A 24,670-nucleotide genomic window follows, 5' to 3' on the forward strand; every position below is an offset into this window, starting at 1 on the left:
GTTTTGACTATAATTTTCCAGAAAATATCCTTTATGCTATGTTTATGACTATCAATTAAACCGACAAGGAAATCTTTTTTGAAAAAAAAGATAGCAGTCATTGGCTCGGGAATATCGGGACTAACGAGTTCGTATCTCTTAAGCAAAGAGCATGATGTTTCATTATTTGAAGCCAACAATTACCTGGGTGGTCACACACATACTTTATCTGTAGAAACAGAAGGTTCGATTTACTCAATCGATACCGGTTTTATCGTTTTTAACAAAAGAACCTATCCCAATTTTTGTCGATTACTCATTGATTTAAATGTACCAATTCAACCCAGTGAAATGAGTTTTAGCTATCGCTCTGATTATCGGAATATTGAGTACAGTGGTCATAGCTTGAATGCACTTTTTTCAGATCGTCGAAATCTATTTAGAATAAGCTTTTACCAATTAATCAAAGACATTCTTTCATTTAATTGTCACGCTAAAAGATTTTTAGCCCATACTTATGATCTTGAAATAACCATGAATGATTTTATCAATGAGAATACGTATTCGGAGCAATTTAGAGAATGCTATCTTATTCCAATGATGGCTGCTATCTGGTCTAAGAATAAAAAAGATACCCTGAATTGTTCCGCTTATTTTATATTACAATTTTATAAAAATCATGGACTACTTGATATCTTCAATCGACCAAAGTGGTATGTCATTAAGCAGGGTTCAAAAAATTATATCAATCCGATGATTGAAAACTTAAAGGACCGAGTGTACTTAAATTGCAAAGTCAATCAAATAAAAAGAGAAGCGAATAAAATAAAGCTGATTACTAATTCTCACGAGCAGGTATTTGATGCTGTTATCTGTGCAACCCACAGCGACCAGGCCTTATCCATGCTTGAACGGCCCACTTCAGAAGAAATTCAGATTTTATCAACCATTAAATATAGCGAAAACGAAGTAGTGCTTCATAAAGATAGAAATTTGATGCCAAAAAATAAAAACGCTTGGGCAAGTTGGAATTATCTTGATAACCAAAGCACAACGCCAACACTCACTTACTATATGAATCGATTGCAGTCAATTGATTCCCCCCATGATTTTTTTGTATCCGTTAATTTAATGAATGAAATTGATGAAAATTCAATCATTCAATCATTTAAATACAGACACCCTTGTTTAAATGTTCCCGCTATAAAAGCTCAAAAGCAACTCAGCTTAATTAATGGAAAGAATAATACGTACTATGTGGGAAGTTATTGGGGTTATGGCTTCCATGAAGACGGTGTGAATAGTGCATTAAACACCTGTAAGCTGATAGGAGCCTAAATGGATCATCTAATTTATAAGGGGCATGTGCGACATCGTCGTTTTTTTCCAAAAAGGCATCTCTTTTTTTATAAATTATTTATGTTCTGCTTTGATCTCGCTAGTATAGATACTACCTTTAAAGACATTACACAGGTTTCCATAGAGAAGTTTAACTGGTTTTCATTTAAGCGAAAAAATTATTTAAATAAATCTATTGTCCCTCTTGACGAGTATGCTCGCCAGTTAGTGATGGAAAAGTATAAAACTTACCCCAAAGGCAAAATCTATCTGTTAACTCAGCTTAGTTGCTTGGGGTACTGCTTTAATCCGATCAGTATTTATTTTATTTTTGATGAGCTCAATCAAAGTTTAAATTATTTGATTTTGGAAGTGACTAATACGCCCTGGGGAGAGCGCCACAATTATGTTCTTAAGCACTCAGCGAAATCTAAAACAGACGTTTATTCTTATCACTTTCAAAAACAATTGCATGTATCCCCTTTCATGTCCATGAATTATACCTATCAACTGAATTTGAAAATAAATAAACAAAAAATAGTTGTCCATATCGAAAATTATGCTGAGGGAAAAAAAGATTTTGATGCGACACTAGTATTAAAGGGAGAAAATACTTCCTCAATCAAAAAGGTGTTCTGGCAACATCCTTTGATAACCTATAAAGTGACCAGTGCAATTTTTTGGCAAGCATTGAAATTATGGATTAAAAATGTTCCTTTCCATCCTCATCCAGGCTCAAATAAAAGGAAATAGAATGCATAGACATAATTACCTAGCGCCTCTTAATTCAAGCTTCTTCCAAAAAATCTTTTTAAAATTATTAAATAACATCACTGATGGAAGAATTGAAGTGTGTCACCATGAGAATAGATATGCATTCGGTTGCGATCCTGGGAAAAATGATTCAACGGCTACCATTATTATTAATAATCCAATCGCCTATCGGACAATTCTGCTGGAAGGTTCCATCGGTGCTGGCAAAAGTTATATCAATGGGCATTGGGATGCAGACAACTTACAACAATTAATTGAGATCTTCATAAAAAATGAACATTTGTTTAGTAAATTAGAAGGTCCACTGGCGCGGCTTATTAGTTTATTTAGAACAATAAATTATAAATTTAAACTTAACTCGATTGATCGCGCCAAAGAGAACATTTTAGCACATTACGATTTGGGAAATAATTTTTTTAAATTAATTCTCGACCCTTTAATGATGTATTCATGTGCGCTTTATACAACACCCGAAACCAGCCTAGAGGAAGCATCTATAAAAAAAATTGAGACCATTTGCACTGCATTACGGTTGCAGCCGACTGACCATATTTTGGAAATAGGTACAGGATGGGGCGGATTTGCATGTTATGCAGCACAAAAATATGGTTGCAAGATAACAACAACAACTATTTCAGAGGAACAATATATTTATGTCAAAAAAAAAATCAACCAATTGGGATTAGAAAATCAAATTGAATTACTAAGAAAAGACTACAGAAAACTTTCAGGGGAATATGACAAAATAGTTTCAATCGAAATGATCGAGGCAGTTGGACATAAATATTTTAATACTTTTTTTAACCAATGCAATCAGTTGCTCAAAGCTGGAGGTTTGTTTTTCTTACAGTCAATTGTCATTAATGATCAAGCCTACGAAGCAGCCAAAAATGAAGTTGATTTTATCAAAAAATATATTTTCCCAGGTGGCTGCCTGCCCTCCGTATATTCCATAAGTAAATCTATTGCCACGCAAACAGCGCTCCAATTATTATGGTTTCAAGACATAGGGAATCATTACGTTGCTACTTTAAATGACTGGCATAAAAAATTAGTAGTAAACAAAGAAGAAATACTTGCACAAGGATTTACTGAGTCTTTTATTCGAATGTGGGAATTCTATTTTTGTTATTGTGCTGCGGGTTTTCACACTAAGTATATTAGTAATATTCATGCCTTATGGCAAAAAAGACGATGAATGCATTACATTACCTAATTCATACTAGCGCTTATTATTTTTCTTGGATCGCCTGCATCGCTCTGGCTGCTCGCGGATATGCATGGATTAGTTCTTTTATTGTACTTACTTGTGTTGGTTTACAATTGTATTGGCAACATAAAACGGGAAGAACCCTTAAAGGGCTATGGCTTTTACTAACGATTGTCGTGTTGACGAGCACTTTAATTGATAACGCTCTGGTTTATACAAAAACTGTCATTTATTCCGCAAATCCTTTCTCTGCCTCTTTTACTCCTCCTTGGATGATAAGTTTATGGATAAGTTTCACGGTTTTTTTATACGCAACCTTAAGTGACCTTTTTAATCACCTATTTTTGCTCGGCTTTTTTTCATGCATCGGCTTTACTCTTGCATTTCGCATCGGCGAAAGCTTAGGCGCTGTTTCTTTCCCCTATGGCAGCAATATAACCTGTCTTTTTATTGGCATTCTTTGGTCTATTGGATTGCCCTTTTGTGTATACTGCTTTCAAAAGATAAAGGAAAATAAATAATGTATTATTTAGGCATAGTTGCGATTTATCTTTTTTTACAAATGAGCTTTATGTGGGGATTATATCGTATTCTAAAAAATCCCTCTGTTGTTGACATTTCCTGGTCATTAGGTTTAATGATTTCGGGTTTAATTTATTTAAGTTCAACCCCTTTCATTTTGCGCACTCTAATGATTGGTTTTCTTCTTATTCTATGGGCTTTACGTCTTGCATTTTATCTTTGGCACACACGAATAAAAAAAGGGCACATTGATAAGCGTTATATTAAGCTCAGTACAAATTGGAAAATAAGTCCATCACTTGGTTTTTTTATTAATTTTCAACTTCAAGGACTGCTCATTTTTATGATTTCAAGTGTGTTTTTTCTTATTAGCCAATCAAAAGTCACTCATATCACCCTAATCGATAGCTTTGCATTTTGCATTATTGCTGTAGGCATCATGGGAGAGACCCTAGCCGATTTACAACTGCAAAATTTTAAATTTAAGCACACAAAGGAAGTTTGCAACATCGGTTTATGGAACTATTCACGACATCCCAATTATTTTTTTGACTGGTTAAGCTGGATGGGATTCGCGTTAATTGCTAGTCAATCAAACCTCGGAGGCTTATCTTTCCTGTCCCCACTAATTCTATATCTCATTTTTACCACTATCACAGGTCCCTTGACCGAAAAAATGTCCCTAGAATCCAGAGGACAAAAATACATTGATTACCAAAAGCAAACTTCAATGTTTTTCCCGTGGTTTAGGAAAAAAAGCGATTTTGAATAAAAAATGACAATAAGCTAGTTACACCACATAAAACCATTCCCCAAATCACATCGATTAAGGTTATCTTCAAAGTCCAATGTGCAAGGATTGAGTAATTAGTGAAATCATAAATACCGTAGGTTACCAATCCCAGCATAACTCCTCCCATCAGGGCCTGTAGGTAGTTCCCCTGCGCACTGGGCAGAACAAAATAGAGAATGGCGAGGCTAATACAAATATAAACAATCGCTGCAGACCACCAGATAGGTGTCATTTCTGCACCCGATTTACGTAAGAGAAGACCAATGTTTTCTGCATATAAATTTTTGGCAAGCAGACCTAACCAGAGCATATCTAAAACAAAAGCGCAAAGACCAGTAACCAAAAAAAGGGCTATTAGCTTCATTATTACCTTCCCTATCTTATTTTTTATCCAAATTATGTTCATCTAGAGATTGGTGCGCACACTTAACCCGGCACCAACTCGACTCTAAACGATTTCTTAATCATCTACGGAGTGAATTTTTAGCCACTTATTTAGCATATGTAAATCTGCTTTATTCATCCCATCTATCCCACGACTGTATGTAAATCAAACTACTTTCTCGATAACTAATTATTTTTATCGCGATTGTACTTAAACTGAACGGGTATATAATCAAAACGCTCTGCTTTACCAGAGGAACCACATTCATCATAGGTATTATCAACGCATAAAAAAAACAACTCTGCGCCATACTTAACCGCTTGAGTCATCGCAGCCTCAATGGAATTAAAATGACATAAATCGTTGCCTTTAAGAATGAACTGATTCCTGTCTTGAGTGATAATTTCAACCAGGTATTCATGAAGTTCGATTGGTGAATAAATTAAAGCAATTGATTTCGCCCCCCTCTTAACCTCATTAATGAAATCCTCTCGTGTTTGGTTGACCATAATTTTATCCTTATAAAATATGAACTCCAATAAATCTGTAGTTTGGGTAGAATATCTTAATTATAATTAAAACATTAAAACTCTTCACCTTCGTTAAATAACCACACACATCAGCCATTCATCCAAAAAATGCATCCGTTATTTTTCCAAACTTAAATCAGTCATATACTGAAAGGCATGATCCTGGGTTTGATCTTTGTCGCTGGATTTCGGACCCAATCGTATAATCCTCAGTAAATAATGCAGATAAAAACCAAAAACAACTCCATAGGCAAGTAAAAGTAGCACAAAAGAAATAATTACATTTTCAGCATTGATTGCCGACACGGCGTTGTGCGTTTTAAGTAACCCATACACTACCCAAGGCTGTCTTCCGATTTCGGCGGTAAGCCATCCGCAAATACTCGCTATAAAACCGAGCGGTGTTAGCGCTAAACACCAATAATGAAACCAGCTTGCATCATAAATTTTGTTTCTGTAACGAAGAAATAATCCTACAACTGCTGTTGCAAGCATTACGAAACCGATGCCTACCATTATTCTGAATGAAAAAAATACAGGAGCAACTCTTGGCTGTTCTTCTGGGTTCACCGAGTCTAAACCAAGCAATTTTCCATCCCAGTCATGAGTATTGATAAAACTCGCAAGCTTAGGAATTTCAATAGCATAGTCATTTTGTTGTTGCGTTTGTGAAGGCCAGGCAAACAGCACTAAGGGAGCCCCTTTTTGTGTATGCCAAAGCCCTTCCATAGCTGCTGTTTTGAGCGGCTGGTACTCCTTAACCATCAACCCGACTGCATCACCGACTCCGATTTGTAGAGGCACCAGCAATAAAGCAGCCCAAAGAGCAAAAGACATCGTCTTCCTGGCTGCGTCCACTGCTTTTTTGCGAAGTAGATAGTATGAAGCGACGCCTATGATAACAAAACAGGTGGTCACATAAGAAGCTAAAAGCATATGGATAAACCGAGGTATAAATGATGGGTTCATAACCACAGACCACCAACTATCAACAATATACTTACCATCAATGAGCTTATATCCACTCGGGGTTTGCATCCACGAATTGGCAGACATAATCCAAAACGCAGATATCGTTGTTCCTAGAGCAACCAGCAAGGTAGCAATAAAATGAAGTTTTGGAGGCACTTTTTTCCACCCAAACAGCATCACTCCTAAAAATCCCGCTTCAAGGAAGAATGCAGTTATTGTTTCGTAAGCAAACAGTGCACCTAAAACATTACCGAATTGCGCAATAAATGGTCCAAAATTGGTCCCAATTTGATAAGCAAGTACGATACCTGAGACTACGCCCATCCCAAAAGTAAGAGCAAAAATTTTTGTCCATAGTTGACATATCTCAAGATAAACTGGTTTTTTCGTTCTTAGCCAAAGGTATTCCATGACGACTAAAAAAATTGCCAACCCTAAATTCAGTGTTGGAAATAAAATATGAAAACCAATGCTAAAACCAAATTGGATCCGAGATAGTATTTCCACAAGCATATTTTAACTCCGCTTATAACGAGTTTTGCAGTACAGCCGCGGGAAAATCAAGTCCAGGTAAATGCGTTTAAAACTATATGTCCTTTTTAATACAGTGGGGCGGCAACAAGAGCTCAATACTAAATTATTGTCTATGAGCAATAATTTATCAAATTTATTATTTTTTGAAATAGATTAACTGTAAGCTTAATAGCACCAGAAGCGTCACCCCCGTACGCATTTGAAAATAAAAGTCACTCTTTTTATCTTTTAATAAAAAAAAAGTCGATACTCCAAAGCAGCACGTAGATTGGTAACAAAAAAATGGAGCAATAGGATAACTGACAACTACTCCATAAAACCCAAAGAATTAAAACCACAGTCACACTGATAATTAGAATTAGAATATGATCTGAATTTGAATTTATAGCTAATCCCCAATGAGTTCCTGCCATAAAACTAGCAATTAGGGTCGCATATGAATAAAAAACGTAATGAATGTCGCCTAAATAAGGAAGTTGATGGATGTCTAAAAGTAAACAATATGCCGTAATTATGAAGGGTAATACACCTAAATAACTAAGGCATGTAGCAAGAGATTTTTTTTTACCATTGTTTTTTCCGGTTCCAGTAACTATCTACATTTAAATCACATACTAGAGTGATTATTTGCTTTAATGCAATAAGTAATCAGAGCTATAAGTCAATTTAATTAAATTACCAAAGCACAAAATTTAGTCATTTATTTATTAAAAATTTTAGGGTATACCAAAAAATATTGAACTTTTAGGTTTCATCAAGCATAGTGAATACAGTACTCTCTTTCTTTCGAAAATTATATCATGGCTCGTTATTTAATCATTGCGGCAAGTAGTGCAATAGGTCAGTCAATTACTACTCTTTTGACAAATCAGGGAGATACTGTATTAACTACTGCAAGAGATAAAAGTAAAATTAGTCCAAATTTTTTACTCGATGCCAGCAATTTTGATGCAGTTAGTGAAGTTTTTCAGAAAGTTGGCGACATCGATGGGGTAGTTAATTGTGCAGGCTCACTACTTTTGAAAAGTGCTCACACAACCTCCTTTGAAGAATTTCAAGCCACCATTAACGCTTCTTTAACTTCATCCTTTTCAGTAATTCGAGCCGCTGGATTAACGATGAAGAAAGGAGGCTCAGTAGTATTAATTTCGTCAGCTGCGGCATTGGTAGGACTTGCTAATCATGAAGCGATTGCGGCAGCCAAAGCCGGGGTAATAGGTCTTGCTTTGGCCGCGGCCGCTACCTATGCCAACAACAACTTGAGAGTTAATGTGATAGCCCCAGGGATGGTAAATAGTCCATTGACAGCCTCTATTCTAAGTAACCCACTCGCTCATAATGCCTCTAAAGCAATGCACCCACTAGGGCGTATTGGAGCACCCGAGGATATAGCCCAAGCGATTCTATTTTTACTTAAGCCTGAAAATAGCTGGATAACCGGCCAAGTTCTTGCCATTGATGGGGGTTTAAGCCGGGTTCGTGCTAAGATAAAAATTTAACTTCTACTTACCGAATTAGGATGACAAAGCTCTGCTTAATTTTAGGGGATCAACTGACCAAATCTCTGCCCTCATTGACTGAAATTAGTAGAGATAGGGATGTAATATTAATGTGCGAAGTTGTTGAAGAGGCAACTTACGTCCCTCATCATCCTAAAAAAATTGCCTTTTTATTCTCAGCAATGCGACATTTTGCTGAAGAGCTCAAGGATCAAGGCTATAAAGTTCGCTACGTTAAATTGGATGATGCCGACAACCAAGGCGATTTAATTAAAGAGCTTTTACGAGCCATTGAAGAAATAAAACCCACTGCAGTCAATCTTACCGCTCCGGGAGAATGGCGAGTTCTTAGAATGTTTGATAATTTGAAGAACCAACTGCAGATTCCGCTAACTATTTATGAAGATAACCGTTTTTTGTGCTCAGGAAGTGAGTTTGAAGATTGGGCTAAAGATAAAAAACATCTGCGTATGGAATTTTTTTATCGGATGATGCGTAAAAAACATCGTATTTTAATCGATAACGATGGCAGCCCTACTGGTGGGAGCTGGAATTACGATGCACAAAATCGTCATCATGCAAAAGACATTGCTTCGTTTCCAAAGCGCTCAGATTATCAAAGTGATACCATTACTAACGAAGTACTAGAACTGGTGGCAACACGTTTTTCAGACCATTTTGGCCAGTTACATCCCTTTGAGTTTGCAGTAACACGTACCCAAGCTTTATCTGAAGCAAATTATTTCATTGAGAATTGCCTTATCAGCTATGGTCAATATCAAGATGCCATGTTAACGAATGAAACCACTTTATATCATTCAAAATTATCCTTTTATCTTAATACAGGGCTACTGTTACCTCTCGAATTATGCCAAATGGCAGAACAAGCTTATCGAAAAAAACAAGCCCCCCTCAACTCAGTGGAGGGATTTATACGACAGATTTTGGGGTGGCGCGAATACATACGAGGTATTTATTGGTATTTTATGCCAGCTTACAAAGAAATGAATTACTTTAACGCGGAAAGAGACTTACCTTCCTTTTTTTGGGGAGCGGATACTAACATGTTTTGTATTAAGGAGGTCGTGCGTCAAACGTCAGAAGAGGCTTATTCCCATCATATCCAACGGTTAATGATAACAGGCAATTTTGCATTACTTGCGGGTATTGATCCAAAACAGGTATGTGAGTGGTATCTTGCCGTTTATGCAGATGCCTATGAGTGGGTTGAGCTTCCTAACACCTTAGGTATGGCGCTTTATGCTGACGGTGGGTTGATAGCAAGTAAACCTTATTCTGCCAGTGGAAAATATATTCAGCGAATGAGTAATTTTTGTGACTCTTGCGCCTACAATCCTAAGGACTTGTTAGGAGAAAAAGCTTGCCCCTTTAACGCCCTGTATTGGAATTTTATTAAGCAAAATGAAAAAAAACTCAAGGATAACCCGCGACTTCACTACGTGTATGGAAACTGGGAAAAAATGACCCAAGACAAAAAAGACGCCATTAATACCAAAGCACTAGAAATTTTAACTGCTCTGGATTCAAAAAAGCTTTAGGCTTACCTATTTAAAATCCAAATCATGCCATTAAGATAGGCCGCAAAAATAAGCCAAAAAAAATAAGGGGTAACCAGTAAGGTAAGTGTTTTTTCCTTCTTTTTAATCGCTGTTAAAATAAAAACTGTGTTCAAACCAATCATAATTACTATCCATAAGAAACTAAATCTTATCCAATGCAGTTGAAAAAAAAGCAATGACCAGAGCCAATTCATCAGGAGTTGTATCAAATAAACATTAAGCAATAAGTTTGTTTCTGATTTAGATCGATTTTGCCATAATAGAAATCCTAGCATTGCAAGAACGGCGTACAAAATTGACCAGACCACGGAAAACACACATCCAGGAGGAGTTAGAACGGGTTTATGAAGCTCTACATACCAAGCGTGAATATTTGCTTGTGTCAGTAATCCTAATAGAAAACCGACTAGTTCAAAAAATAAGATCCAAAAAATCAATTTAATCCCGTTTTTTGTCGACAAAATCTTCTCTCCCTATTTCTGCTAAACCTTGACCAAGTGAACGGTACTGTAAAATGACGTTCAGTTCCTTTTAAGTTTTCCTTTCCCATTTTCTTAGCGTTTATTTTCTTCCTACAAGCGACGCATCTCTAATTGTTCTGCTGTGCACTTGCCATTTCCTCGAAATGCTCGCCCCATCCTAATCTTTATGTTCTTTGATCCATCGACTTATTTGTGCTTGAGCAATGCCTAAATCGTTTGTGCTTCGGTGCCCCCATAATCTTGTCTAAAAGTTGGGGTCCATACTGTTACGTCCATATTGAGAGGCATCAAGGCTGCTCACGAAGACTTGTGACTCAGGAAACTCACCTGTTGAAGGCGCAACCGACGACATGATCACCAGCCTATATTTTTAAACCCCGATTAACCTACCCGCTTTATCTTACCAAAAATAATGCGTAGAATATCGCGCTAATCGCTAGGCGATTCAACAAAACTTTGTTTTTTCCAACCATACGATGACCATAAGCGGCAAATTGCAATTATTTACTGATGCAGAAATCAGGATTTTTATGTTTGCCGAGAATTTAATTCTCGGCAAACATGTATTTTTCATTAGGTAAAGAAAGGCTCGTTGTATTGTCAATATTAAAGGACAAAACTAAGCTATTACAACATTAAAAAATACTAATACTTTTTAGGTGGAACTATTATGAATGAAACTGGAAATAACCTCACTGATCATTTATTCAAATTGATAGATATAGAAGATAATGTCCTAAGGGACCAAGAGATTGCAAATTTCTTAGAAGCTGAGAAACAAATGCGCTCTTCTTCTCTTGATACTAGTGCATTCAGGTTACAGTTTCTCTTTCGACAACCTCAAGACAAATCACCGCGCAGTTTGACAACATTGCTTGCTTACGCCATAAAAAAACACGTCTCCCTCGATAGCCTTAAATTATTAACAGAGGCCGTTTTATCGATTTATTGTGAAAGCGAAGTTTTAGAAAGCAGTAGTGAAATTGAAAAAGAAGAAGTAAACAAAAAAAATCAGCAACTCATTGAAATGAAGCAAAAAATATTTATGAATGCGCTGAGTTATGCTTCTTCATCAGGGTACTTAGAGGCAGCAGAGTTTTTTTTAGCTCATACCCAAGTCAACATCGACGGGGCCTTTGATAATGGAGTAGTCTGGTATGAAGAAAGAATATCGCATCCCGTCCATATTGCCTTAAAAACAAATAACAGGGATATGATAAGAACGTACCTCTGTTATGTGCATAACTTTGAAATAACAAATGGAAAAACTCCCCTTAATTACGCTTCTTTTGCAAATAGCATTCCTGAGCTAGAGGGGTATAGTGCAACAATTTCTGCTGCACGCGCACTCAGCAATGCTCAAGCAGCTTACTATAGCAATAACACCGCTAAAATGTTCGCCGCTTTTAGTTCAGCTTGTGACGCAGACATTGATTTCGTAATAAAATATTTAGAGCACCATCTTACCATTTGTAACGAAAATGCAGACGCCGACAATGAGCCACTGAGAGAATACAGGCATTTATTAGCATTTATTAATATTTTCAACTCAATTTATACCTTTTCAAGTTCTGAAAAAGTTGACTCTTCTCAGGCAGATAACCCACATCTTAATGAATTCCGTCACAATGTCGTGTTAAGCCTTCTAGCCCACCGTTGTGGAACTGCATCTTCGTTATTTAAGGATGAGACAACACGCTCTGCCTATTTAGCAAACTTGCTTAAAGGGACAGAAGTGGCAAAGCGTTTTTCTGAGATGCCGGGTAAAGATCCTCAATCACCTTCCAATCTATTGGCCCGCACTCTTGAAGAGCAACAACAAACTGAAAAGAAAGAGCATGAGGATTTAAGTAACCTGCTCAACAGTAATGCTCCTTCCCTCCGCAGCAATATAACCAGCATTCTCACTGCAAAACAAGAAGATAAAACGCCGAGTGATAAACAGGATAAAGAAGAAGACTCTAGCGTGAAGGGGTTAGGTAACCACCCAAGTGGTATGTTCGCAATAAAACCGAAAAGACGGCATAGCTTTTCAGGTATTGGAGGCCAACCTGATCCAACTTACGATGCCCTCTTAGCAAATCCTTTGAGTCAAATGAACATTTAGCCGTTACCCGATCCTCAAGTGCACAAAAATAAACTAGAAGGTTTTGCCTTGAGGATCTTCGCCTTTGCAAGCTTGCCAAAAGGTTGTTCCATGCTCAAAACTCTAGGAATTTTTTTCTCTACTACCACTGATTTTTTTACTCTTTACCCACGGAAATTTTGGCAAAAATCCACTCCAATGTAGACATGAAACTCTCTTTTACGCACCTGCGAACGAGTAGTAGAGCCTAGCAAAGAACGATAGTATTTTTTATTTTTCGAGAAGCAGAATGCAGATAAAATGCTGCATTTTTTGCTGGCTAGCTGGCCCTACTCAACATAAATCGAGCATTCTATTAGGGAGCATCAAAAGCAATTATTGAAATGAGTTAATCAAAAGTTTTCTGATCAATTGAACCCCTCAATAAGTTATCTTATCGGTTACTCGGATTTAAAATCCTTGGCTATAATAAACTACAAATGACTAATTTTGACGAAATTTGGAGAGGCAAATGGCTTTACATTTGATAAAAGGAACCCCTGTTTTTATACATGAACTTCAAAGTGTAATGCTAATCTCCTCAACACCAGAAAAACCTGTGGAAAGAGAATTAGTTCAACAGATAGTTAATGAAGTAGTCTCTGATAGAGATGCCCATGAGGCGTCGGGTACACGCAATGAGAGCCTTTATCACATTCAAGAACCTGCCTTAGGTTTTGATGTGTTTGTTCGCAATGGTGAAACCCTCATGCAATATTCTTTTACAGAAAATGGCGAATTTATCAATAATCCACCTGCGAGAAACCTCAATGAATCGGGATTGTTTCATTTTCAATTTACAGTACCCGAAAAGCCTATTGAAAGTTTTCATGTTGATAATGAGGAATATAGAATCATCCGGATTACTGCGGAAGAATTTGCTCAACTTCCTATTGAAAAGCAAAATGCGATGCTGGATGAAATTTCCTCGTTCAATAAAACACAATTTCCTGAGCATTTTGAGCTATGGGAATTAAACGACAAAGATCCTGAATGGGTTAGAGATCATTTTCGTCATCTTCAATCCTCATTAAGCAGTTTATATGTAATCAGAGATAAAAATGACCAAATGGTAGCTATAAACGGTATCACTGCAAGCCCCGATCAACAGTTAACTTATCAAAGTATGACAATAACTCGTACGGAGGATCGAGGCAAAGGTTTTATGGCAGTAAATTTGAGTAGGGCCACTTACGATTATCCGGAAGCCGTAATGACAGCTTATTTTGTTAATCCAGGCATACGTAACGCTCTAGGTGAGACAGCAATGACTCAAACGAATGTTGAAAATCATGTTGCTTCAACCCGTAGCAATTATTTAGAAGCTAAAGCAAAAGCAGCTACTTCAGCAATCACTATCGATACAAATCGTGCTAAGCAGTCAGCAATGAAGCAAGAGCTGCAAGAAGTGAAAAATGCCTCCGAAGAGTATCCAGCACAATATAATGGACCACAATAAGCAAGTATGGGTGAACTGTACCACTTCTAGTATTAGTCCTCGCGATACGGATATAAAAATTGTGTTATCAACTTATTTTTGATTTAAAAGAATAGAATCAGAACGTTAGATTAGAAACTCTCTGTTAGAAACTATTTTCTATAGACATTCCCTTTCTTCAGTCATTTAAATATAAACTCTGTTAGTTTAATCTTGGGCCAAAATTTTTGTTGTTTTATTGAGAGTGACTGGATGGAACAAATTGAAGTTATAATTATTGGCGCGGGGGCTGCGGGATTGATGTGTGCTATTGAAGCAGGTAAACGCCGTCGCAAAGTTCTGATTCTGGATCATGCCAACAAAGTGGGTAAAAAAATTCTTATGTCTGGAGGAGGACGTTGTAATTTTACTAACTATTATATAGAACCCCACCACTATTCTTCTCATAATCCTCATTTTTTTAAATCCGCATTGAGCCGCTATACGCAATGGGATTTCATTGAACTAGTAAAAAAACATGCTATTCCTTTTCACGAAAAAACGTTAGGGCAATTATTTTGTGATAATAAATCAAAAGATATTGTGGATATGTTGCTTGGTGAATGTGAGAAAGCAGGGGTAGTAATCCATTTAAATACAGTGATAGAGAGAATCCAACTCATGGAGACATCTCATTTTAAAATTCACTCGAGCAGAGGTACGTTTCTCTGCCATTCATTAATCATCGCTACTGGCGGCTTATCGATTCCTACTATGGGCGCAAGTCCTTTTGCTTATAAAATTGCCGAGCAATTTGGAATAAACGTCTGGCCAACCAGAGCAGGACTTGTTCCATTGACCTTGGATGTGATTGATAAAGAAAAATGTTCAACTCTTTCTGGTATTAGCATTGACAGCAAAGTAAAAAATGAGCGCAATGAATTTAGAGAAAATATTTTATTTACTCATAGAGGATTAAGTGGTCCTGCTATTTTACAATTATCCTCGTATTGGCACCCTGGCGAACCCATCAGTGTTAATTTTTTACCCGATCAAAATCTTTTTGAGGATTTAAAAAAAGCGCGTCTGGAAATGCCTCAAAAACAATTAAATTCTATTTTATCCATGTATTTGCCTAAACGTTTAGTAGAAGCGTTCATTTCGCCAAGTCTTGCTGAAACAAAGCTTTCAGAATTATCCAATCGAGAAATGACTACAATCGCACACCAAATACATTGTTGGATTGTAAAGCCTAATGGTACTGAAGGTTATAGAACTGCAGAAGTCACTATAGGAGGAGTAGATTGCAATGCAATTTCTTCGAAAACCATGGAAGCAAATGACGTTCCGGGATTGTATTTTATTGGTGAAGCGTTGGATGTTACAGGCTGGTTAGGCGGGTATAATTTTCAATGGGCCTGGTCTTCTGGTTGGGCAGCGGGGCAGGTTGTGTAAATACAAAATTATACTCTAGACATTGCAAGACCATATTTGTTTTATGCGCCGCAATTTGACCTGCCCCATGGCTTCTAAACTCTTCTGTCATGTTAAGGTTAGACCCAATTAATTATGGATTTCTTTTGCTTTTTTTATGAGGGGGCTCTGCAACCGCCTCGGATAATGGGGGTGCTCCATAAAATAATCCGGGTTGCGCAGCGTACAGGACTGCAAATTTTTTGGAAGCTTTCTCTGCTAAATTTGCCCACTGCTCCTTTTCGCTATCTTGGGTTAAATCAATCATGCTCTTCGAGATTTTATAGATAAAAAAAGACTGTTTCCAATTTGCTGTTTTAAGACCACGCTCCATAATATTCATTATCATGCAAAATACCGCTTCCCAGGCATCAGGAGTAAGATATTTTTGGCATTCCGTATACGATTTATGAAAAGCACTCATATCCTTTGACCAACGAGAAATGGAGAAGCTTATCAGGGCTTCAGGCGTTTTAATCACTTTTGAGAGATTTAACGGAATGAATTCAAAATAAACTAAAACATTAATAGAGGGATCATTTAATACTTCGGTTTGCAGTAGACCTGACTCAATTAATTCATTTAGTGGATGGACAACATCTAAAACTTGATTTCTGTACCAAGTTTCAAAAACAAACTTATGAATAGTAGGTCGATTTGTGATGGGAAGATTTTCAGCGAAAGCTGGATTTAAAAATTCCCCATAAAAATGCATAGGCATGCTATCCATATCTTCAGCTGATATCCAATCATGGGTCACTAAGTACTTGGCTTCCGCTGTTCTCGTTAGCATTTGCCTTAATTGGTTTGGCGAATGGGAAAACAGCATCATGTATTTTATACATGGGACAAGTGAATGAAAAATATTGCATTGACGTAGAATCTTGTCATTAACATATGTCCAGGCTTTTTTTACCTCTGGGTCTGCTTGAAAACGCCCTAAAGAATAGGTTAACTGCGTTAGGGTTTCATGCGGACAAGTCTTTAAATATACCTCTGACAATGTCAGCAATAAATTGAAATAATCCATTAAATTTTTCATACCTGGGATGAGGACATCCTCAGGCGGTAACTTATTTAAACAATTATTTATGAATTTAAGGAGATGTCGTTTATAAAATCGCTCTGAAATTATATCCCCAGCCTTGTACTCTAAAAAGGGTAAATGTCTGCCACTAAAGACCAATGTGGTGCTGTTATCACCAGAGCACCCGGCACTATCACAGGAGAGGCCATATAGGCTATCATAATTAACATCCGAAGCTATACGAAGGGTGAAGATCCTGATTCTGGCTTTCTTCTCTATATCTTGTAATGGATCTCTGATAAATGCAATTTCATTATCGCACTTTATTAAGCCCGTTTCTTTTAAAAAAGATCTAACTTCATTCTCATCTACTACATTGTTAGGTAGAAGAAAATCACATAAACCTGCTTCACCATGAGCTGCAACATTACTTGCAATAAACATTCTAGCGGTTTGTGTATTTTGAATATATCCGGGCATAAAATGATGGGTTCTGAGGTATGTCGCAATCGATTCTTGGCTTGCTGGCTCTGTTGATCTTAAGAGATGCGAAATAAAACGACCTTCCTCTTTCTCTATTCTAAAGAGAATTGATTCAGGAGAATGTTGGGTAATTTCATCATTAATTTCAATCCCCGCCGCTATACTACTGTCGGTTGTTGGTAAACCCATTAAAAGATTGGTGAATAGGGGGTAATGCCTATATTCAGGATTTTTATCCATCCCATACTGTAGACATTGTATAAAAGGTAAATCAAATTCAGCAATTTTTTCGGTTAAGAATTGTTCTAAAGGCTCAGCAACTGCGGCCGAAACTTCAATTACACCAATTGACCTTTGGAGGTAATCTATTAAATCAGCATTTTCTTCTCTTTTTAACCATTCATCAAATTCACTTGGCTCTTCTTCTCCAAAATCTTCCTCATTACAAAATATCCAATATTTGTCGCAAAATTTATGTCCGTTTTCTGTAAGATCGTTAATAACATAGTCGATGGATCCCTCTTCTTTTGAATCAGAGGTAAAATCGGTTTGTAATAAAAGGGTTACTGTATAACCGAAGGGTGCTAATAGTTGTTTGAACCAAACACTAAAATGCTTGGCATGTATATAATCCCCCACTCCGTCACTCATATTCAGGACTACGATAGTTAAGTTATTTTTATCAGGTGCGGAGGGTAGGAAATTAAGGCTATTGAATAAGCTCCAATTTGCTGATGGATATAATTCTCTTAGTAGTTCAAGTCTAGTGTCGTAGGATTTCACCCCGCTACTATACCATAATTTTCCGTGTAAGTGGCAGAAAAAGCGCGAAACAGCAGTGAAACTTTATAGGGTGGTAGACAACTGATTTTTGATGTAGATAATTGGGAATTAATGTTTTTTCATTAGGAGAAATTGAGTTTTTTTATCTTTTAATGCTTATTCTAATATTGGCTCATTTAGGATCATGTTTGCTATTGAAGCGAGTTAAAAGCCTTCGTTGAACTTTAAGAAAAAGCCAGACAAATGATTGATTTTTTTTATATCTGTTTTTCGGAAATAGCCTAATGTAGGCTATTTCATATAAAATTTGAATCAAGTAAGTTGGAACTGACTATTGTAATCTCTTGTTACTTTTACATATTGTTCTCTTGCCTTAGCCCATATTGTCAAAAAATGGGCATTTTTATCTAAGCTCGGCTTAGAAACGTTTGTAAGAAACTCACAATTAACAGAGACAATAAATTCAAGATTCGGTGAACTGAGAAGCGCCTTTATATCCTGGATCATCGCCTTATTCCTATTAATTAACTCTCTGAGATCCTCCAATTCATCACCTATATCGCCGTTACAATTTTTTTGATGAGTTCTTGTAAGCGCTTCCTCTGGCATTATATTGTTATAAAAATCAATTTCTAATGGTTGATTATGTTCTCCCAGATAATTGAGAATATAAATTAATCCATCCCATAATGAAATGTCTTTAACTCTTTCCTTCGCCACGATACAAGTCATCAGATGAAGCTCAATATCAGCCTCCTCCATGGTACAACCTAGAAATTTTATCTGGTTACTTAGATTCAGTCGTTCAAGATTTTCTGGGAGGTTATTGGCAATACAAATAATGTTTTCATCCTTAAGGCAGTTTTCTGCAAAAGAAAGAACCTTTAAGGTTTTATTATTTTTTAAACCATTCATTATGATTTCAATATCCTCAGCACTGAAACCCTCACCTGTTTCTTCAAAGGCGAAGCTTGTTAACGAGGTGTTATTTCTTAACATCGAATTTAATGCTAGCAGCGAATCAAATGTTGCAGGTTCTTCAGATATATCGGGTACCGCTATGTTACTTAATTTTAATTGAGTCAAATGATTGTTACCAGCACCGCAATCAGCATGCTCAGGTGAAGATTGCGCAAGGGCCTCAAAAATGCAGGCGAGGTGATGAATTCGTAAGGTATCAAAACCAAATGATTGAGAAATATTTAAGTTTGTAAGAAAACAATTCTTTTTCAATGCATCAGCTAAAGAAGAAAAATCAACCTCTTGCTTGAGATCAAAGGACAAGGTATCAAGCTTTAGCACTCCATCTCCTAAGGCATCACTTATTTTTTGAATAAGTTCGTCTAAATGTCCTATTTCCTCCTCTTCCTCTTGAGTAATAGAAAGCGCAGTTATTGAGCCTTTTAATAACGAGGAAATAGTGATAATTGCGCAAGATTTAGGGATGGACACATCTAGAATTAATTCATGAAAATTGATATTCTGTTTACATAATTCTTCGATAACTTGTCGAAAAATTTCGGTATGCTCTGGTTGAATATCGACAATTTTTAATTTTGACTTCTTTTGTAAATTAGCCACAATGTCAGCAACGCTAAGCGACGCAAGTGCACTACTATTCAGTATATAAGTTTTCATCTTTAACCCAATCCCGATAAATTTCGATATTATACCAGAAAAAACCTAACGCATTTCTTAACTGTGTTGTGAGTCCCTAAATGAATTTCTTAAAGGATCATTATCAATGAATTATCAATTAGAACTTGTTACAAACACTAAGTTACTCGAACAGCAAGATAAAATTATTCGAGATGGAATAGTCAATTTTAACCTCCCTTTCATAGGCTCTAAACCAGATCGCTATTCAATCTATGCGAAAGATAACGAGAGTAATCTTATTGGCGGAGCCATTGTGTATGCCTATGCAAATTCAGTCTATGTGGATGTCCTCTGGGTTAAAGAAGAATGCCGTGGGCAGGGTATTGGCGCTGAACTTTTACGCAACGTTGAGGCCGAAGCAATTAAACGAAAAATTCCCGCGTCAACATTAGATACTTTCTCTTTTCAGGCTGAAGATTTTTATTTAAAACAAGGATATAAGCATTTAGGAATAATTAAAAATTATTTAAAAGGACATGACCGGATTTATTTGAGAAAACAATTGCCCCTTAAACACTCAAGCCATTAATTTATTTCACTGTAGGAAGCCAAGCACCGTGCCCCAGGTCACTTGCTTCATCGCTGCCTGACCAAGGAGGCATAGTCATGCAAATAAACACTAAATCTTCAGCATCACTTCGGTATTGAAAATGTGTTCCCAAGGGAATATCGATGCTAACTCCAGCGGTTAAAGGAGTAATACTTTCTTCACCATTCAACTTACGCCAAATAGCGCCTTTCCCTGAAAGAGTTATTTTCTGCATTCAAAAACAATGCTCTCATCTGTTTCCTCAGGCGATGCCTGTCGGTCAAATGCTTTAACCAGTCGAACGTCGCTAAAACCAACCTCAGCAAGCAAATTGAGCAGAAAGGCAGGATTTTCATAAATGCGAATTTTGTATTCCTCAACTTCTGTTTGAATTACTCGGTTATTATCAATTAACTCATATTTGCCGAGGGAGTAGCAAATCTCTTCATCAAGTATCGCTAATTGACTAAGTAATATAGCTGTGCCATCTTCTTTTAGCCACCTAGAGTCTCTCTTAACGCCTAACTCCTTAGGAATCGCGTGGCGTGTTTCTACTTCAAATATAAAAAGTCCTTTATCTTCCAAATGCTCATAAATAGTTTTTAGGGCACTTTGAATATCCGCCTTTTCTGTAATGAGGCCAAATGAGCCACTGGGTATAAAAATTAAAGCGTATTTATCGGATTGCCTTAAATCTTCAATAAACCCATGCCAGATTTTTGGCTTAAGCTTTTTGCTACTTGCTTTTACATGCAGTCGCTCTAACATCGGCTGGCTTGCATCAAATCCATGAACATCAAAGCCTTCTTCAATCAAAGGCAATAAAAATCGGCCCGTACCGCACATAGGCTCTAAAATGCTGCCTTTAACCTCCATTGCATAACTTCGATAGAATGAGTAGGCATCCGGTGGTGCATGCGGTTTACTTAAATCATATACTTCTGTACATAGATGTTGATAAGTATCCATTTTTTTCATTGGTTCCTCATTGCAATCCCATACCATGAAATATTCATTATGAATGTTTCCGTGATCTGCAGCTAAAAGGGACTGTGATAGGTTAATCATTATATCGCCAGCAATGTGATTAATAATGATATATTTAATGCCTCTTTTTACCAAAAATTTCCAAATTTGGTCATCAAATACAAGTTTTTATAATTTCATTTAAAATTCAATTGGTTATTTTTTGCCAACTTGTTGTTCATTGTTAGCTCGAACAAATCATTATAATTTGGGTTTAGATGCAATCACTTGTAAACACCAAAAATCTACAGGAATTAAACTTTGCTGATAACCTTGAACTTCGTTTAAATAAGCAATTGCAAAATCATTTAAAAATGTAGATTTTCTGTCATTAGGGACTCGTTTTATCTCGGCACACGCCGCACAGAGAAAATCTTGTAGTTGCTCCTTCGATTTAAATGTGTAAGTCATTTTGAGCTCTGATAATTCAACTATATGTAGCTGAGAATGGATAAGCATATTTTTATAGTCTCTAAGCTCGAAAAATGCACGAGGATTTACAAAGTCTAAAAAACAATCTTTCCATTTGTGATTTGAACAAAGCTTGTCAAGGATAAAATGATATAACGATTTTCTATGAGACAAGAGAAGCCCAATTTGAGCCCCCGGAGCAGCTGCTTTTTCTATTCCAGATAAAGCACTCTGCTGATTTTTCACCCAATGCAGGCAATTAAAAGAAGTAACGACATCAAATTGCTCTCTAAAGATATTATGACTAGCATCCATAACTACAAAGCTTAAGTTGGCTTGTTTACAGTATTTTTTAGATGCAAAATCAATCATTTGCACAGAAATATCAGTACCAACTACATATCCTTGAGGAGCAAGTGCGGCCATTTTACTCGTAATCAATCCGTCCCCACAGCCAATATCTAATATTTTAGATTGACCATCAAATGTCATTTTACCTAATAAATCCATGGCAAAATTACATTGCAACGCATTGTTTTTACTATATTCATTGGGGTTTTGATAGATATGAGCCATTAAGGAAATTTAAATTTAAACTATAGGTCATTGTACCCCATGAACCTTTTAAAAAAATCTATCTACATAAAAAATCTATTTACATAATTGACATTCAGACGAAGCTCACGCATTAACGTCATTTAGATTTAAGTTTTTAAATTAACCATACTGGAGAGACAGATTGTTTCAGAAAAAATCAAACAAAATAGGCATCTTAGAGTTAGGGGGCACAATAAATTGCATTGTAGACAATCCAACATCCGAGTTTTATGAGTCGTCCTATAGCAGCATAAAGGATATGGTTGAATTTCTCAGTAAAGAGAATGATATAGAAATTGACATTTTAAATTTTTTAAAAGTAATTAGTCATGAGCTGACAATGACAGACTTAGTTGAGATAGCTCACAAAATCCAGTCTTTAATAGATCGCCACATATATAGCGGAATAATAGTTACCATTGGAACCAATGCGCTTGAAGATGTCGCTTACTTTGTAAGTCTAGTCATTCATACCCCGATTCCCATAGTGTTTACAGGTGCGCATTTTCCTCAAAAAAGCTTGTCTTTTGATGGAGAAAAAAATCTCTATAATGCCTTGCAAATTGCAAACTCCCAAGAAGCTATAGGCTTAGGTGTGCTCGTTTCATTCTATGATTATGTTGTCTCCGCTAGAGAGGCAGTCAAGTCCCCGTGTGGATTACCCACTAATTTTGCGGATAATGGACTTGGGATTATTGGTTATGTTGTCGGTGGAAAATTTATTCTTAGATCTAAACCAATTTATCCGAATACAATATTGAATAATTTTAAAGTTGATAAATTAAATCACTTACCAAGAGTTGTTGTTATCTATGGGCATATAGGAATAGAGAATATTTTTGTTGAGGCGGCAATAAATAATCATGTTGCTGGAATTATAAGTGCTGGTTTTGGAAAAGGCTATCAACCAAAATCAGTGACCAGTAGCTTAAAAAAAGCAGTAGAACAAGGTATTACAGTTGTTAGATGTTCCCGCTCTGGCTTCGGGTTATTCCAATGAAGATCCCAAATACGATACCGAAAACGGATTTATTGTATCACGAGGCCTATCCGCTCATAAGGCAAGTATTCTTTTATCAATTGCTTTAAGCATAACCAGGGAAAAAGAAAAGTTGAAAAAGCTATTTATGGAATATTAGCAATTGCTTTATAAGCTTTCGCAATATCAATGCAGCGATGCAATCATAGCCTTGATTATGTCTTGCGGCTACGAATATTACAGCTCAGAGGAAATGCATATAGATGCCGAGGCATCTCTGGATACTAACGACCTTAAAAAGCTTGGCATAGGCCAAACAACCTCTTTCCAGATGAGAATCATGGATGTTATAAACAATTATATGACTCTATGAAATCTAATTCAGGCTTCTTAAGCTTTATAAGTAAATTGCACTATAGCCGCTTGGAATTGGCCTGGTATTTCTCCTTTACTTCCGCCACTATTAATCTTCGCATGCGGTAAAAATTCTCCATAACTATAAATGAACTGGGAGGAGAAATTTTTTTGTAGCATTACATCTAAACCCATCGATAAACTGCCTGCTCCGGATAGAGGATATCCTATTGCATTCGTTGAAACAGGAGCAGGATTAGTTTCGTAAATTAAAGAATTAAGTAACGCCAATTTATCCGTTATTTCATAGCGTAAGTTTGTTTGAAACGACCAAGTATCACTCCAATTGGCTGGGGATATAGAGCTTCCTGTTGTTTTATTTTTAAAATTAATGTTTTTTTCGATAGACCAACCTGACCAATAGATTTTGCCCTCTAGAAGTAATTTATTACTCCACCAATGCTGAAGCCCAATAAATGCGACGGGAGCTTCAATAATGTTAAGATAAAAATTATGAACTGTTGTACTACCCAGGGAACTTGTACCGTGGCCATAAGTATTTACCCCAGTATAAAGAGCCGCAGTTAAAAAATTACGAGAATTGATTTGATAATAAAGTCCCAAGTCACCGGTGCAATTTACACCACTCATTTTGTTAATTTGATTGCCATTTTTGGGCACGATAAAATCCAATTCACCGCGTTTGTTATAATTTAGGTTGACCCCAACTCCAAATGCAAATTTTTCGCTCAGTTGATAACTCGTTTGAGCACCAAACCGATAGTAGAATAATTTAGTTGTAGTTGAAGCTTCTCTCACAATAGAGTTCATTGGCCATTCTATATGACCATAAGCACTCGGTGTGATGGTAATTCCTCCAACAAATTTATCGTTAAAGCGAAATCCTGACAATAAATAAGGAATAAAATCGTGAACTCTGCTTATTACTCGCCCTTGGCCAATAGGAGTAATTCCTCGAAATTCTAATTTGGGGGTTATTAATACATTACCTTCTAGCAATTGCAGTTTTTTAATTAAGCTCAATTCCGCAGGATTAAGAAAAAAATAACCATTTAACAGTTGATCAACTGCACTCCAGCTACCTCCCAACCATAAACCTGATAGGATTGAAATGCCTATTTTTAAATAAATTTTTTCCATAAAATTTTTACTACCTGCTCAACTATCGATTTGAAAGGAGGGTCTTGT

Annotated in this window: 23 protein-coding genes; 12 read left to right on the plus strand and 11 right to left on the minus strand. The window is 36.6% G+C overall.

Translation table 11 applies throughout. The features are described from left to right. Positions 1 to 78 precede the first annotated feature (78 nt). The 5 genes from B5D33_RS10925 to B5D33_RS10945 are packed head-to-tail and all read left to right on the plus strand — an operon-like array spanning position 79 to position 4,595. A complete protein-coding gene (locus B5D33_RS10925) occupies positions 79 to 1,317 on the plus strand; it encodes an NAD(P)/FAD-dependent oxidoreductase (protein WP_058452221.1) in 1,239 nt (412 codons plus the stop codon). Further along, the gene (locus B5D33_RS10930) at positions 1,318 to 2,070 is read left to right on the plus strand and encodes a DUF1365 domain-containing protein (protein ID WP_058452220.1); all 753 of its coding nucleotides are present in this window, start codon (positions 1,318 to 1,320) and stop codon (positions 2,068 to 2,070) included. Between the two features lies 1 nt (position 2,071). Continuing rightward, on the plus strand, positions 2,072 to 3,289 hold the full coding sequence (locus B5D33_RS10935) for an SAM-dependent methyltransferase (protein ID WP_058452219.1): 1,218 nt from the start codon (positions 2,072 to 2,074) through the stop codon (positions 3,287 to 3,289). Then, the gene (locus B5D33_RS10940; protein WP_234802497.1) at positions 3,271 to 3,822 is read left to right on the plus strand and encodes a DUF2878 domain-containing protein; all 552 of its coding nucleotides are present in this window, start codon (positions 3,271 to 3,273) and stop codon (positions 3,820 to 3,822) included. The genes B5D33_RS10935 and B5D33_RS10940 overlap by 19 nt, the downstream gene beginning before the upstream one ends. Continuing rightward, entirely contained in the window at positions 3,822 to 4,595 is a 774-nt protein-coding gene (locus B5D33_RS10945; protein WP_058452217.1) for a DUF1295 domain-containing protein, read from the plus strand. The genes B5D33_RS10940 and B5D33_RS10945 overlap by 1 nt, the downstream gene beginning before the upstream one ends. Here the strand turns inward: B5D33_RS10945 and B5D33_RS10950 are convergent. The 4 genes from B5D33_RS10950 to B5D33_RS17060 all read right to left on the minus strand — a co-directional run bounded on the left by B5D33_RS10950 (position 4,570) and on the right by B5D33_RS17060 (position 7,633). Then, positions 4,570 to 4,980, minus strand: coding sequence for a DUF2177 family protein (locus tag B5D33_RS10950; RefSeq protein ID WP_058452216.1), 411 nt, complete (start codon positions 4,978 to 4,980; stop codon positions 4,570 to 4,572). The two genes, B5D33_RS10945 and B5D33_RS10950, sit on opposite strands and share 26 nt — an antisense overlap. Positions 4,981 to 5,186: 206 nt before the next feature. Further along, positions 5,187 to 5,510, minus strand: a complete 324-nt coding sequence (locus B5D33_RS10955) for a hypothetical protein (RefSeq protein WP_058452215.1) — start codon at positions 5,508 to 5,510, stop codon at positions 5,187 to 5,189. A gap of 138 nt (positions 5,511 to 5,648) precedes the next feature. Next, positions 5,649 to 7,016, minus strand: coding sequence for a cytochrome ubiquinol oxidase subunit I (locus B5D33_RS10960; RefSeq protein ID WP_058452214.1), 1,368 nt, complete (start codon positions 7,014 to 7,016; stop codon positions 5,649 to 5,651). 242 nt (positions 7,017 to 7,258) lie between these two features. Continuing rightward, a complete protein-coding gene (locus tag B5D33_RS17060) occupies positions 7,259 to 7,633 on the minus strand; it encodes a DUF3429 domain-containing protein (RefSeq protein ID WP_078767424.1) in 375 nt (124 codons plus the stop codon). Between the two features lie 204 nt (positions 7,634 to 7,837). Here B5D33_RS17060 and B5D33_RS10970 point away from each other — a divergent pair, with 204 nt between their 5' ends. Beyond that, the gene (locus B5D33_RS10970; protein ID WP_058452213.1) at positions 7,838 to 8,536 is read left to right on the plus strand and encodes an SDR family NAD(P)-dependent oxidoreductase; all 699 of its coding nucleotides are present in this window, start codon (positions 7,838 to 7,840) and stop codon (positions 8,534 to 8,536) included. A 20-nt stretch (positions 8,537 to 8,556) separates the two neighbouring features. Beyond that, positions 8,557 to 10,095 (plus strand): cryptochrome/photolyase family protein, encoded by a 1,539-nt coding sequence (locus B5D33_RS10975; RefSeq protein WP_058452212.1) that lies wholly within the window; start codon positions 8,557 to 8,559, stop codon positions 10,093 to 10,095. A gap of 2 nt (positions 10,096 to 10,097) precedes the next feature. Here B5D33_RS10975 and B5D33_RS10980 read toward each other — a convergent pair whose 3' ends face one another. After that, on the minus strand, positions 10,098 to 10,577 hold the full coding sequence (locus B5D33_RS10980) for a TspO/MBR family protein (RefSeq protein WP_058452211.1): 480 nt from the start codon (positions 10,575 to 10,577) through the stop codon (positions 10,098 to 10,100). A gap of 691 nt (positions 10,578 to 11,268) precedes the next feature. Here B5D33_RS10980 and B5D33_RS10985 point away from each other — a divergent pair. The 3 genes from B5D33_RS10985 (at position 11,269) to B5D33_RS10995 (ending at position 15,595) form a co-directional block, all read left to right on the plus strand. Further along, positions 11,269 to 12,705, plus strand: coding sequence for an ankyrin repeat domain-containing protein (locus tag B5D33_RS10985; protein ID WP_058452210.1), 1,437 nt, complete (start codon positions 11,269 to 11,271; stop codon positions 12,703 to 12,705). Positions 12,706 to 13,195: 490 nt separating this feature from the next. After that, on the plus strand, positions 13,196 to 14,182 hold the full coding sequence (locus B5D33_RS10990; RefSeq protein WP_058452209.1) for a hypothetical protein: 987 nt from the start codon (positions 13,196 to 13,198) through the stop codon (positions 14,180 to 14,182). 231 nt (positions 14,183 to 14,413) lie between these two features. Then, positions 14,414 to 15,595, plus strand: a complete 1,182-nt coding sequence (locus B5D33_RS10995; protein WP_058452208.1) for a BaiN/RdsA family NAD(P)/FAD-dependent oxidoreductase — start codon at positions 14,414 to 14,416, stop codon at positions 15,593 to 15,595. Positions 15,596 to 15,707: 112 nt separating this feature from the next. On the opposite strand, the gene B5D33_RS11000 is transcribed toward B5D33_RS10995, so the two are convergent. Beyond that, positions 15,708 to 17,774 (minus strand): hypothetical protein, encoded by a 2,067-nt coding sequence (locus B5D33_RS11000; RefSeq protein WP_139364754.1) that lies wholly within the window; start codon positions 17,772 to 17,774, stop codon positions 15,708 to 15,710. 444 nt (positions 17,775 to 18,218) lie between these two features. Then, positions 18,219 to 19,544: a leucine-rich repeat domain-containing protein gene (locus B5D33_RS11005; protein WP_058452206.1), complete on the minus strand. Its 1,326-nt coding sequence runs from the start codon at positions 19,542 to 19,544 to the stop codon at positions 18,219 to 18,221. Between the two features lie 106 nt (positions 19,545 to 19,650). Here B5D33_RS11005 and B5D33_RS11010 point away from each other — a divergent pair, with 106 nt between their 5' ends. Further along, the gene (locus B5D33_RS11010) at positions 19,651 to 20,094 is read left to right on the plus strand and encodes a GNAT family N-acetyltransferase (RefSeq protein WP_058452205.1); all 444 of its coding nucleotides are present in this window, start codon (positions 19,651 to 19,653) and stop codon (positions 20,092 to 20,094) included. A gap of 1 nt (position 20,095) precedes the next feature. On the opposite strand, the gene B5D33_RS11015 is transcribed toward B5D33_RS11010, so the two are convergent. The 3 genes from B5D33_RS11015 to B5D33_RS11025 all read right to left on the minus strand — a co-directional run bounded on the left by B5D33_RS11015 (position 20,096) and on the right by B5D33_RS11025 (position 22,107). Further along, positions 20,096 to 20,329 carry a hypothetical protein gene (locus B5D33_RS11015; RefSeq protein ID WP_234802498.1) on the minus strand — a complete coding sequence of 78 codons (234 nt, stop codon included), beginning with the start codon at positions 20,327 to 20,329 and terminating at the stop codon, positions 20,096 to 20,098. Further along, the gene (locus B5D33_RS11020) at positions 20,317 to 21,072 is read right to left on the minus strand and encodes a class I SAM-dependent DNA methyltransferase (RefSeq protein WP_058452235.1); all 756 of its coding nucleotides are present in this window, start codon (positions 21,070 to 21,072) and stop codon (positions 20,317 to 20,319) included. Before B5D33_RS11020 ends, B5D33_RS11015 begins: the two co-directional genes overlap by 13 nt. A 249-nt stretch (positions 21,073 to 21,321) precedes the next feature. Continuing rightward, on the minus strand, positions 21,322 to 22,107 hold the full coding sequence (locus tag B5D33_RS11025; RefSeq protein WP_058452204.1) for a class I SAM-dependent methyltransferase: 786 nt from the start codon (positions 22,105 to 22,107) through the stop codon (positions 21,322 to 21,324). A 163-nt stretch (positions 22,108 to 22,270) separates the two neighbouring features. On the opposite strand from B5D33_RS11025, the gene B5D33_RS11030 reads away from it, so the two are divergent. Further along, positions 22,271 to 23,128 (plus strand): asparaginase domain-containing protein, encoded by an 858-nt coding sequence (locus tag B5D33_RS11030; RefSeq protein ID WP_078767425.1) that lies wholly within the window; start codon positions 22,271 to 22,273, stop codon positions 23,126 to 23,128. Positions 23,129 to 23,497: 369 nt separating this feature from the next. Here the strand turns inward: B5D33_RS11030 and B5D33_RS11040 are convergent, their stop codons facing one another. After that, positions 23,498 to 24,622, minus strand: coding sequence for an OmpP1/FadL family transporter (locus B5D33_RS11040; protein WP_058452201.1), 1,125 nt, complete (start codon positions 24,620 to 24,622; stop codon positions 23,498 to 23,500). Positions 24,623 to 24,670: the final 48 nt, after the last annotated feature.

Origin of the sequence: Legionella maceachernii, assembly GCF_900167045.1 — a bacterium.
Taxonomy (GTDB): domain Bacteria; phylum Pseudomonadota; class Gammaproteobacteria; order Legionellales; family Legionellaceae; genus Tatlockia; species Tatlockia maceachernii.